At 51.7% G+C, this 11,805-nt stretch carries 10 protein-coding genes; 8 read left to right on the top strand and 2 right to left on the bottom strand.

What is annotated here, in order from left to right; all coding sequences use genetic code 11:
- Positions 1 to 59: 59 nt before the first annotated feature.
- Positions 60 to 950, bottom strand: a complete 891-nt coding sequence (locus tag J1G48_RS10255) for an AraC family transcriptional regulator (RefSeq protein ID WP_000284832.1) — start codon at positions 948 to 950, stop codon at positions 60 to 62.
- 462 nt (positions 951 to 1,412) lie between these two features.
- Here J1G48_RS10255 and J1G48_RS10250 point away from each other — a divergent pair, with 462 nt between their 5' ends.
- From J1G48_RS10250 to fadK, 5 genes are all read left to right on the top strand, one after another.
- Positions 1,413 to 2,177, top strand: coding sequence for an electron transfer flavoprotein (locus tag J1G48_RS10250; protein WP_000692101.1), 765 nt, complete (start codon positions 1,413 to 1,415; stop codon positions 2,175 to 2,177).
- 21 nt (positions 2,178 to 2,198) lie between these two features.
- Entirely contained in the window at positions 2,199 to 3,134 is a 936-nt protein-coding gene (locus J1G48_RS10245; RefSeq protein ID WP_001015883.1) for an electron transfer flavoprotein subunit alpha, read from the top strand.
- Positions 3,135 to 3,190: 56 nt separating this feature from the next.
- Entirely contained in the window at positions 3,191 to 4,477 is a 1,287-nt protein-coding gene (locus J1G48_RS10240) for an FAD-dependent oxidoreductase (protein ID WP_001278555.1), read from the top strand.
- On the top strand, positions 4,474 to 4,767 hold the full coding sequence (locus J1G48_RS10235) for a ferredoxin family protein (protein ID WP_000093362.1): 294 nt from the start codon (positions 4,474 to 4,476) through the stop codon (positions 4,765 to 4,767). The genes J1G48_RS10240 and J1G48_RS10235 overlap by 4 nt, the downstream gene beginning before the upstream one ends.
- Before the next feature lie 237 nt (positions 4,768 to 5,004).
- Positions 5,005 to 6,645, top strand: a complete 1,641-nt coding sequence (fadK, locus tag J1G48_RS10230) for a medium-chain fatty-acid--CoA ligase (RefSeq protein ID WP_000117499.1) — start codon at positions 5,005 to 5,007, stop codon at positions 6,643 to 6,645.
- A 41-nt stretch (positions 6,646 to 6,686) separates the two neighbouring features.
- Here fadK and ppsA read toward each other — a convergent pair whose 3' ends face one another.
- Complete coding sequence (ppsA, locus tag J1G48_RS10225) at positions 6,687 to 9,065, bottom strand: phosphoenolpyruvate synthase (RefSeq protein ID WP_000069336.1); 2,379 nt, start codon at positions 9,063 to 9,065, stop codon at positions 6,687 to 6,689.
- A gap of 336 nt (positions 9,066 to 9,401) precedes the next feature.
- Here ppsA and ppsR point away from each other — a divergent pair, with 336 nt between their 5' ends.
- The 3 genes from ppsR (at position 9,402) to hemP (ending at position 11,785) form a co-directional block, all read left to right on the top strand.
- Entirely contained in the window at positions 9,402 to 10,235 is an 834-nt protein-coding gene (gene ppsR, locus J1G48_RS10220; RefSeq protein WP_000370992.1) for a posphoenolpyruvate synthetase regulatory kinase/phosphorylase PpsR, read from the top strand.
- A gap of 155 nt (positions 10,236 to 10,390) precedes the next feature.
- Entirely contained in the window at positions 10,391 to 11,437 is a 1,047-nt protein-coding gene (aroH, locus tag J1G48_RS10215) for a 3-deoxy-7-phosphoheptulonate synthase AroH (protein WP_001082196.1), read from the top strand.
- Positions 11,438 to 11,593: 156 nt separating this feature from the next.
- Complete coding sequence (gene hemP / locus J1G48_RS10210) at positions 11,594 to 11,785, top strand: hemin uptake protein HemP (RefSeq protein WP_000089115.1); 192 nt, start codon at positions 11,594 to 11,596, stop codon at positions 11,783 to 11,785.
- The last annotated feature ends 20 nt before the right edge of the window (positions 11,786 to 11,805 follow it).

Below are 11,805 nucleotides of genomic sequence, written 5' to 3'. Positions count from 1 at the left end.
TCTTATTCGGCCTGACTGCTTTACGGCATCAGGCCGAATAAATCAGATATATTTCGCCGTCAGGTATTTGGCAGCAAATACGCCTGCTCAACCAGACTATTTTTAAATTGCTTACGATAATCGTTGGGAGAACATCCTACATGCCGCATAAACAATTTGGCAAAATGGTCCACATTTTCATATCCTACCCGCCATGAAATTTCTGCCAGTGGCGACTCAGTGTTTGTCAGCGCAAACTTGGCCTCGGTCATACGTCGTTGAATAACATAGTTGATAGGGGATATATGATATTCTTTGGCAAATTCATGGCATATATAACTGACGCTGGCACGAAATTTTTTCGATAGCTGGTCAAGCGTGATTTTTTCACGATAATTATTATTGAGATAAACAAGCACATCCTTAATTAATACATCTTTTTTAATGTAGCCTTGTTCAGAACGATAGGCATTTTTAAAATTTTCATAGTAAAGTGCGGTCAGAGTGTAAGCAAATGCATCGTATACAGAGGAAGCCAATACGTTTTTCCCCTGCGGAAGTAACACGCTTAATTCATTAAAGATACTTTTAATGACCTCTTTCCCCTGAACCACGGAAACCACCGGACAGGAATGACTCTGCAATAGTTGGTTTTCTTCCCAACCTGGAAAACAAAACCCATACAGCGCACAGGTATAGGTGGTAGCCGGCGAATTGCTGTCGGATGCTACAGCGTGTAGCCGCCCCCGCTCAACGACGACAATATCGTCCGCATGCGCGACGTAGAGTGAAGAGTCAATAATTAACCTGGCTATCCCTTTTTTGACGTAAATAAGCTCTGTTTCATTATCATGCATATGATGGCCAGACTCCCAGTTTGGATCATCGCTAATGACAAAACGTGAAAATCGAGGGGTCTTGTCCTGTTCAAAAATCGTCTCCGCGGCGGAGTCAAAACAGCGCTGATACATAATAACCTCTGTCAGGTTTAAAAAGATAACCAGGATAAAATAAAGCGAGCGTCAGTGTTGTACAACCGTGGAGATTACCAGCAAAACAAGATTATTCGTTCCGAATGCAAGATATTATGTTCTTTTGCAGACAGCTCAGATTACCTGTCGATGGCGTATTATCAGACAAAAATACATAGCCGACATATCTTTGATGTTTTCTTTTAACCTCACAGAAACAACATCGCACGTTTCATGTTAAAAAATGATGATATGCTTCGCACTTATTATTCTCACTACCGTATTTATATTTTTATGACGCCCTTTTCAGATGGTTGCTAACGATTCTCTGTTCGCAGATTTTTTGTGCAAGATTGTTGGCAAGGAAAACAGATTGACCCATCGTAAACCTCTTCAGACTGCCGCAGACTATTTTCAGTCAGATTTACGTTACTTATCCGCACGCGACTCACTGGAGATGCAATGAAAATAATAACCTGCTTTAAGTTGGTGCCTGAAGAACAGGACATTACCGTGACCCCGGAGCATTCGCTCAATTTTGATCGTGCCGAGGCCAAAATCAGCCAGTTTGATTTAAATGCAATTGAGGCCGCCGCGCAGTTAGCTGGCGGTGGCGACGAGATCGCCGCGCTCACCGTCGGCGGCTCTCTGTTACAAAATTCAAAAGTCCGCAAAGATGTGTTATCCCGCGGGCCGGATGCGCTTTTCATGGTTCAGGATGCGCAACTGGAGCACGCCCTGCCCAAAGAAACCGCGCTGGCGCTAGCATCCGCGGCGGAGAAAATTGGCTTTGACCTGCTGCTCTTCGGGGAGGGCTCCGGCGATATTTATGCCCAACAGGTGGGCCTGCTGACTGGCGAACTCCTGAAACTCCCCGTCATCAACGCAGTAAGCCATATTCAACGCGACGGCGACAAAATCATCGTTGAACGCACACTGGAAGAAGACGTTGAAATTATCGAGCTCACGCTGCCCGCGGTGCTTTGCGTGACCTCAGATATTAACGTTCCACGCATCCCGTCAATGAAAGCCATTCTCGGCGCCGGGAAAAAAGCCGTTACGTCGTGGCTGGCGAGCGATATCCACTGGACCCCAACCACGCCACTGGCGGAACTGGTCGCCATCTCGGTACCGCCGCAGACAGAACGCAAGCATATCATTCTCGATAACGATTCGCCGGAAGCCATTACCGCACTGGCCGACCATTTGAAAAAATCCCTGAACTAAACCCAACGGAGAAAAATTATCATGAATCATTTAGCTAACGTATGGGTATTTAGCGATAACGTAGAGCGTTATGCCGAATTAATGACCGGCGCGCGGCAGTGGGGAGAAAAAGTTTACGCCATCGTGCAAGGAAACACGGAGATCGACTACGTGAAAGCGCTTGGCGCTGATGAGATAGTCGTTCTTGAATCGCATACGGATTTGCAGCGCGTGGAAAACTATGCCGAAACGCTGGCCTCATTATTAGGCGACCAAAATGGGCTGCTGCTCATGGCGGCGACCAAGCGCTGTAAAGCGCTGGGCGCCCGGCTGAGCATCCAGCTTGACGCCATGATGGTGAACGACGCGACGTCTATTGACCTCCTCGACGGGACGCTACACGCAGAGCATCGCATGTACGGCGGACTTGCTTTCGGCAAAGAGAAATTAAACAGTCCGCAGGCGATTATTACGCTGGCACCCGGCGTGCTGGAACCCGCCGCCCCTCTCCCCGGTCATACTTGCCCGCAGACCACGCTGGCATATATTGCCCCACGCCACGAGGTATTGTGCCAGCAGCGGCGCGCGAAATCGCTAAGCAGCGTCGATTTGAGCAAAGCCAAACGGGTCATCGGCGTAGGGCGAGGCCTGGCGGCGCAAAGCGATCTGGATATGGTGCATAAACTGGCGGCCGTTCTCGGCGCAGAAGTGGGCTGTTCCCGCCCCATTGCGGAAGGTGAAAACTGGATGGAACGTGAGCGTTATATTGGCGTATCCGGCGTTCTGTTGAAATCCGATCTCTATCTGACGCTGGGCATTTCCGGCCAAATTCAACATATGGTGGGTGGAAACGGCGCAAAAATTATTGTCGCAATTAACAAAGATAAAAACGCGCCCATTTTCAATTATGCCGATTATGGCCTGGTGGGCGATATCTATAAGGTTGTTCCTGCCCTCATCGACCAGTTAAGCCGCTAATTCCTTTTTCAACGCACATCTCCCGTCGTCGATACGGCGGGAAAGGAGCATAAAGCATGTCGGATGATAAATTTGACGCTATTGTGGTGGGCGCAGGCGTAGCAGGAACGGTCGCCGCGTATGTGATGGCAAAAGCGGGACTGGATGTACTGGTTATTGAACGCGGAAACAGCGCGGGCAGCAAAAATATGACCGGTGGCCGGCTCTACGCTCACAGTATCGAAAGTATTATGCCGGGATTCGCAACGTCCGCCCCCATCGAACGCGTCGTTACCCGTGAAAAAATCTCCTTTTTAACCGAAGAAAGCGCCGTCACACTTGATTTTCACCGCGCGCCCCCTACTCCGCCCCTTACGTCATATACCGTACTGCGCAACAAACTGGACCCGTGGTTAATGGCGCAGGCGGAGCAGGCTGGCGCGCAGTTTATCCCAGGTGTACGGGTCGACGCTCTGGTACGTGAAGGCAATCGCGTCACTGGCGTTCAGGCCGGGGATGATATTCTTGATGCGAATATTGTGATTCTCGCGGACGGCGTGAATTCCATGCTGGGCCGTTCACTGGACATGGTGCCTGCCTCGTCTGCGCATCACTATGCCGTCGGCGTAAAAGAGTTGATTGGGCTCTCTCCGGCACTTATTGAAGAGCGTTTTAATCTGGCGTCCCATGAAGGCGCCGCCTGGTTATTCGCTGGCGCGCCCTCCAACGGGCTCATGGGCGGCGGGTTTCTTTATACCAACCGCGATTCGGTTTCTCTGGGGCTGGTATGTGGCCTGGGCGACATTGCTCACGCGACCAAAAGCGTACCGCAAATGCTGGAAGATTTTAAACAGCATCCGGCGATACGCCCTTTGATTCAGGGGGGAACGCTGCTCGAATACTCCGCTCATATGGTGCCCGAAGGCGGCATAGCAATGATGCCGGAGCTGGCAAATGACGGCGTGATGATTGTCGGCGACGCCGCCGGTCTTTGCCTGAATCTCGGCTATACCGTCCGCGGCATGGATTTAGCCATCGCGTCCGCGCAAGCGGCCGCTCAAACCGCCATTGACGCTAAAGCGCGGCAAGATTTTTCCGCCGCGAGTCTTGCCGGTTACAAACGCGCGCTGGAGAAAAACGGCGTGTTACGCGATATGCGGCATTTCCGCAAACTCCCCGGATTAATGGAAAACCCACGGCTTTTTACCGAGTACCCGCGAATGGCGGCAAACATTGTGGGCGATCTGTTCACCGTTGATGGTGGTCCAGTCCCACCGTTGCGTAAAACTATCCTGTCACATGCGAAAAAAATTGGACTGGTGAATCTATTAAAAGACGGCATAAAAGGGGCTACGGCATTATGAGTTCGGACAATAAGGTGAATGTTGACGTCAAATTGGGCGTAAATAAATTTTACGTAGATGAAGGACACCCACATATCATTTTGCGCTCCTCGCCTGACATGCAGGAGTTTAATAAATTAATAAAAGCCTGCCCTGCCGGACTCTATAAGCTGGACGATGCGGGAAATATTCATTTTGACTCCGCGGGCTGCCTGGAATGCGGGACCTGCAGGGTTCTCTGCGGCAATACTCTTCTCGAAAAATGGGAATACCCGGCGGGAACGTTCGGCGTTGAGTTTCGCTACGGCTGACGCTCTGAAACACCGGATAACGACGCTACGGCGTCTTAGAGCCTATCCCAGTAGGCGTTATTGGCGCAGCCAGTTTGGACACGGACAGCGCGCAAAAACCGGAGCGTACACGTAGTACGTGAGGATTTTGAGCACTGCCCAGGTCTAAAATGGCAAGTAAAATAGCCCTAATGGGATAGGCTCTTATTCGGCTTGCCCCCGGAGATTACGTCATTTGTATTAATAGAGAACAAGTCAATGAGTGTTACATTAACGTTTGACGCCGCAAGGCGGAAAACCTATCGCGAGTCCGGCTACTGGGGCGATGCTTCACTGGGCGACTACTGGCGGCAAACCGCACGCGCCGTACCCGATAAAATCGCCGTGGTCGATAATCATGGCGCGTCCTGGACCTACGCCGCGCTCGACTACGCGGCAAGCCGCCTGGCAAACTGGTTACTGTCTCAGGGGATTCAACCGGGCGATCGCGTGGCCTTTCAGCTTCCGGGCTGGTGTGAGTTTACCCTCATTTATCTGGCCTGCCTGAAAACGGGCGCGGTATCTGTCCCGCTACTTCCCGCCTGGCGAGAAGCAGAGCTGGTTTGGGTGCTGAACAAATGTCAGGCTAAAATATTCTTCGCCCCCACCGTATTCAAACAGAATCGTCCGGTCGATCTTATCCTTCCGCTACAAAATCAACTGCGCCATCTGACGCATATTGTCGGCGTGGATAAACTGGCGCCTGCCACCACAGCGCTTGCGCTTAGTCAAATCATCGACCGCAGCGAACCGTTGCAGTCAGACATTAACATTCACGGTGATGAACTGGCGGCAGTGCTGTTTACCTCCGGCACAGAAGGAATGCCGAAAGGGGTGATGTTGACCCACAATAATATTCTTGCCAGTGAACGGGCGTATTGCGCGCGGTTGAATTTAACCTGGCAAGATGTGTTCCTGATGCCTGCGCCACTGGGCCACGCCACCGGATTTTTACACGGCGTCACCGCGCCCTTTTTAATCGGGGCGCGTAGCGTATTGCTGGACATCTTTACCCCAGAAGCCTGCCTTACCTTATTAGCGCAGCAACGCTGTACCTGTATGTCAGGCGCGACGCCGTTTATTTACGATCTGCTTTGTGCCGTTGAGCAACAGCCTGCCGACCTCTCCTCACTGCGATTCTTCTTATGCGGCGGCACGATTATTCCCAAAAAGGTTGCCCGCGACTGCCAGCAGCGCGGTATCAAATTATTGAGTATTTACGGTTCTACAGAAAGTTCTCCACACTCGATGGTTAATCTGGGTGATTCGACTTCACGCATGATGAATACCGATGGTTATGCCGCCACCGGTGTAGAAATTAAAATCGTGGATGAAGATCGCAATACGCTTCCAGCAGGCCACGAAGGCGAAGAAGCCTCGCGCGGGCCGAACGTTTTTATGGGATACCTGGACGAGCCGGAACTTACCGCCCGCGCACTGGATAACGAGGGCTGGTATTACAGCGGCGACCTCTGCCGCATGGATGAAGACGGTTATATCAAAATTACCGGGCGCAAAAAGGATATTATTATACGTGGAGGTGAAAATATCAGCAGTCGCGAGGTGGAGGATATTTTATTGCAACACCCCCGCATACACGATGCTTGCGTCGTTGCTATGCCTGATGAACGCTTAGGCGAACGTTCATGCGCGTATGTAGTCTTAAAACCGCCGCACCTTTCGCTGACGCTGGAAGAGGTGATCGCTTTTTTCAGTCGAAAACGGGTAGCGAAGTATAAATATCCGGAACGGATCGTCATCGTAGAAAAACTGCCCAGAACCGCCTCTGGCAAAGTGCAGAAGTTTCTGTTGCGGCAGGATATTATTGAGCGGCTGCGCCAGGAGCACACTGCGGTATAAATTGCCGGATGGCGACGTTAACGCCGCCATCCGGTATTACACTACTTCTTCAGTTCCGCCAGACTCAGCCAGGTCTGAACCACGGTGTCCGGGTTCAGCGACAGGCTGTCGATCCCCTCTTCCATCAGCCAGGCGGCAAAGTCTTCATGGTCGGACGGACCCTGACCGCAAATTCCAACATATTTGCCCTGTTTTTTCGCCGCGCGGATCGCCATCGACAGCAGCGCTTTCACCGCGTCGTTACGCTCGTCAAACAGTTCAGACACCACGCCGGAATCGCGATCCAGCCCCAACGCCAGCTGCGTCATGTCGTTAGAACCAATCGAGAAGCCATCAAAATACTCGAGGAACTGTTCAGCCAGCAAGGCATTGGACGGGATCTCGCACATCATGATGATCTTCAGCCCGTTCTCGCCGCGTTTAAGCCCCTGGCGCGCCAGCTCTTCGATGACCGCTTTCGCCTGGTCGACCGTCCGCACGAACGGGATCATGATTTCGACGTTGGTAAGGCCCATATCGTTGCGCACGCGTTTCACCGCTTCGCATTCCAGCGCAAAACAATCGCGGAAACTTTCTGCGACGTAACGGCCCGCGCCGCGGAAGCCCAGCATCGGGTTTTCTTCATGCGGCTCATAACGTTCGCCGCCGACCAGGTTGGCGTATTCGTTGGACTTAAAGTCAGACAGGCGAACGATGACGCGTTTCGGGTAGAAGGCGGCGCCTAACGTCGCGATCCCTTCCGTCAGTCGACCAACGTAAAATTCACGCGGCGAGTCAAACCCTTTCATCATCTCACGAATGTCGTTTTGCAGCGCGGCATCCTGGTCGTCAAACTCCAGCAGCGCGCGTGGGTGAACGCCAATCATACGGTTAATGATGAATTCCAGTCGCGCCAGACCTACGCCTTCATTCGGCAGGCAGGCAAAGTCAAATGCCCTGTCCGGGTTGCCGACGTTCATCATGACCTTCAGCGGTAGCTCTGGCATGGTATCTACGCTGGAGCTTTTTACGCTGAAATCCAGCATGTCGGCATACACATAACCGGTATCACCTTCCGCACAGGAGACGGTTACTTTTTCGCCATCTTTCATGCGTTCGGTGGCGTCGCCGCAGCCGACAACCGCCGGAATGCCCAATTCGCGGGCGATAATCGCCGCGTGACAGGTGCGCCCGCCACGGTTAGTGACAATCGCCGCCGCTTTTTTCATGATCGGTTCCCAGTCCGGGTCGGTCATATCGGTGACAAGCACATCGCCAGGCTCAATACGGTTCATTTCGCCGATATCATGAATAACTTTTACCGTACCCGCGCCGATACGATGACCAATGGCGCGACCTTCGGCAATGATTTTCCCCTGCGCATGTAGCGTATAACGCTCCATCACCTGGCCACGGGAGCGCACGGTTTCCGGACGTGCCTGCACAATAAAGAGCTTACCGGTATGACCGTCTTTCGCCCATTCGATATCCATCGGACGACCATAGTGCTGCTCAATCTGCACCGCTTGTTTCGCCAGTTCCTGCACTTCTTCGTTGGTGAGCGAGAAAATGTCGCGCTGTTGCTGCGGCACATCCTCAATCTTCACTTGCTTGCCGTGCTCCTGGGTGGCGGCGTAAACCATGCGGATTTTTTTCGACCCCATGGTGCGGCGTACGATGGCCGGACGGCCTGCCGCCAGGGTTGGCTTATGGACATAAAATTCATCCGGGTTAACCGCGCCCTGCACCACCATTTCACCCAGTCCCCATGCCGAGGTGATAAAGACCACCTGGTCAAAGCCGGATTCGGTATCGATAGAGAACATCACCCCTGACGAGGCGAGATCGGAGCGAACCATCCGCTGCACGCCAGCGGAAAGCGCTACGCCGCGATGATCATATCCCTGGTGAACGCGATAAGAGATGGCGCGATCGTTAAACAGAGAAGCAAATACGTGTTTCACTGCCACCAGCACCGCGTCGAAGCCCTGAACGTTAAGAAACGTTTCCTGTTGACCCGCAAACGAAGCATCTGGCATATCTTCCGCCGTGGCGGAGGAACGCACGGCAAAAGAGGCATTTTCATCATCCGACGAAAGCTGCGCATAGGCATCGCGGATGGCGTTTTCCAGCGCCGGCTGGAAAGGAGTGTCGATAATCCACTGGCGGATCTGCGCGCCCGCTTTCGCCAGCTGGGAGACATCATCAATATCTGTCTTATCCAGCAGCTCATAAATGCGCTGGTTTACGCCGCTTTGATCCAAAAACTGGTTAAACGCATCGGCAGTGGTTGCAAAACCATTCGGAACGGATACGCCCATGCCGGAAAGGTTAGTAATCATTTCACCCAGGGAGGCATTTTTGCCCCCAACTCTGTCTACATCATTCATGCCGAGTTGGTTATACCAAAGCACCAGCGGTGACGAGCCATTGTTGGACATCGAACAATCCTTTTGTGATAAATGAACGAGTTTAAGAAACACATAGTTGCGTATTTATCCTGGCATACTTAAACCCGCGAAAAAAACGGTGAATCGTTCAAGCAAATTTATTTTTTCATTTTTTCAGATTGTTTACGTAGTTGCGCAAACCCGCGCATAGCACGGCATTCCCTGAATAACCCCCGGTATAAACTGCGTTTCCAGGAAATGAAACACACTTTTCATTAATTATAAAAAGCGCCTGTCATTTTATAAAATAAGCGACAAGTTATACGTTTCCCGTTACTTTTAATTTATGCTTTCAGATAATTATGTTTACTCTTCAGGATGAACAGAATGGATAATGTTGTTGATCGCCATGTTTTCTATATTTCTGATGGTACCGCCATCACCGCCGAGGTCCTGGGTCACGCGGTTATGTCGCAGTTTCCGGTGACGATCAGCAGCATCACGCTGCCATTCGTGGAAAACGAAAGTCGCGCCCGCGCCGTCAAAGACCAAATTGACGCCATTTATCAGCAAACCGGCGTTCGCCCGCTGGTGTTTTACTCGATTGTTTTACCTGAAATTCGCGCCATCATCTTACAGAGCGAAGGTTTCTGCCAGGATATCGTCCAGGCGCTGGTGGCGCCGCTTCAGCAGGAGATGAAACTGGATCCGACGCCGATCGCTCATCGTACTCATGGGCTTAATCCGGGTAACCTGAACAAGTATGACGCCCGTATTGCCGCTATCGATTATACCCTGGCGCATGATGATGGCATTTCATTGCGCAACCTCGATCAGGCTCAGGTCATTTTACTTGGCGTTTCGCGCTGTGGAAAAACGCCCACCAGCCTCTATCTGGCGATGCAATTCGGTATTCGTGCGGCTAACTACCCTTTCATCGCCGATGATATGGATAATTTGACGCTGCCCACATCGTTAAAACCGCTACAACATAAACTGTTCGGCCTGACAATTGACCCTGAACGCCTGGCGGCAATTCGCGAAGAACGCCGTGAAAACAGTCGCTATGCCTCGTTGCGTCAGTGCCGCATGGAAGTGGCGGAGGTCGAAGCGCTGTATCGTAAGAATCAGATCCCCTGCCTGAACAGCACTAATTATTCCGTTGAAGAGATAGCCACCAAGATTCTCGATATTATGGGGCTTAACCGCAGGATGTACTAGCAAACTAGTTTAATGGGTTGGTTTTTGTTATCATGCCGTTCTGCCTGCGAGGTGTGACACGCCTCGCACTTGAAATCAGCAGGGATTGGTTTATCGTGATGCCCATCACTTCCCGGTAGTCCTGCCGTTGAAGCAACAAATTTCTGAGACTTGTAATGAACAGAACCGACGAACTCCGTACTGCGCGTATCGACAGCCTGGTAACACCGACCGAACTCGCGCAGCGGTATCCTGTATCGTCCTCCGTCGCCAGTCACGTTACCGACTCCCGACGCCGGATAGAAAAGATTTTAAATGGTGAAGATCCACGGCTACTGGTCGTCATTGGCCCCTGTTCGATTCACGATCTGAATGCTGCCATGGAATACGCGACGCAGCTCCAGGCACAACGCCAAAAGCATCAGGCGCGTCTGGAAATCGTCATGCGCACCTATTTTGAAAAACCGCGCACCGTTGTGGGATGGAAAGGCCTGATTTCCGATCCTGACTTGAATGGAAGTTACCGCGTCAATTATGGGCTTGAACTGGCGCGTCGCTTGCTATTGCAGGTGAACGAACTGGGAGTACCGACCGCCACAGAATTTCTTGATATGGTCACTGGCCAGTTTATTGCCGATCTGATCAGTTGGGGAGCGATTGGCGCGCGTACCACCGAAAGCCAAATCCATCGGGAAATGGCTTCTGCGCTCTCTTGTCCGGTCGGCTTTAAAAATGGTACGGATGGCAATACTCGCATTGCCGTTGACGCTATTCGCGCCTCCCGCGCCAGCCATATGTTTCTCTCGCCGGATAAAGACGGACAGATGACCATCTACCAGACGAGTGGCAACCCGTATGGGCACATCATCATGCGCGGCGGTAAAAAACCGAACTACCACGCTGAAGATATTGCCGCCGCCTGCGATACGTTGCATGAATTTGATCTGCCGGAACATCTGGTCGTCGACTTCAGCCACGGCAACTGTCAAAAACAGCATCGCCGCCAGCTGGAGGTATGTGATGATATTTGCCAGCAGATTCGTAATGGCTCCACGGCAATTGCCGGGATTATGGCCGAGAGTTTTTTACGGGAAGGCACGCAAAAAATTATCAGCGGTCAACCATTAATCTATGGTCAGTCCATTACCGATCCCTGCCTGAACTGGGAAGATACGGAAGTTTTGTTGGAAAAACTTGCCGCAGCGGTAGACAGCCGCTTTTAATAGCTCGCCCATCCTGCCGGGATGGGCGTTTCTTCGATGCGTTACCCGCCCTTTTCTCTCCCCGCGCGTATATCACTCCACAGAATTAGCACTTGCTGTTATCGCATTAATTATTGATAATAATAATCATTGTGAGTTTGATTATTAATAAATAACATGTCGCGTATGGATAACACCGAGCTGCCTCACCCTAAGGAAATAGACAATGAAACGCTTCTCCCTGCCGCTGAACGGCGCGTCAACAGTCAGGCGCTATTAGGTCCGGACGGCAAAGTCATCATCGATCACAACGGTCAGGAGTATCTGTTGCGCAAAACTCAGGCTGGTAAGCTACTGTTAACCAAATAACGCTCCGCCAGCAGACGATG

Source organism: Salmonella sp. SAL-020 (genome assembly GCF_017372215.1).
GTDB classification, from domain to species: domain Bacteria; phylum Pseudomonadota; class Gammaproteobacteria; order Enterobacterales; family Enterobacteriaceae; genus Salmonella; species Salmonella enterica.
This window is presented reverse-complemented; position numbering and strand designations above follow the sequence as displayed.

Excerpts from the sequence above, each read along its gene's own strand:
- J1G48_RS10255 (WP_000284832.1), bottom strand. The coding sequence starts at position 950 with ATGTATCAGCGCTGTTTTGACTCCGCCGCGGAGACGATTTTTGAACAG.
- J1G48_RS10235 (WP_000093362.1), top strand. The coding sequence starts at position 4,474 with ATGAGTTCGGACAATAAGGTGAATGTTGACGTCAAATTGGGCGTAAAT.
- ppsR (WP_000370992.1), top strand. The coding sequence starts at position 9,402 with ATGGATAATGTTGTTGATCGCCATGTTTTCTATATTTCTGATGGTACC.
- J1G48_RS10250 (WP_000692101.1), top strand. The coding sequence starts at position 1,413 with ATGAAAATAATAACCTGCTTTAAGTTGGTGCCTGAAGAACAGGACATT.
- J1G48_RS10245 (WP_001015883.1), top strand. The coding sequence starts at position 2,199 with ATGAATCATTTAGCTAACGTATGGGTATTTAGCGATAACGTAGAGCGT.
- hemP (WP_000089115.1), top strand. The coding sequence starts at position 11,594 with ATGTCGCGTATGGATAACACCGAGCTGCCTCACCCTAAGGAAATAGAC.
- ppsA (WP_000069336.1), bottom strand. The coding sequence starts at position 9,065 with ATGTCCAACAATGGCTCGTCACCGCTGGTGCTTTGGTATAACCAACTC.
- aroH (WP_001082196.1), top strand. The coding sequence starts at position 10,391 with ATGAACAGAACCGACGAACTCCGTACTGCGCGTATCGACAGCCTGGTA.
- J1G48_RS10240 (WP_001278555.1), top strand. The coding sequence starts at position 3,191 with ATGTCGGATGATAAATTTGACGCTATTGTGGTGGGCGCAGGCGTAGCA.
- fadK (WP_000117499.1), top strand. The coding sequence starts at position 5,005 with ATGAGTGTTACATTAACGTTTGACGCCGCAAGGCGGAAAACCTATCGC.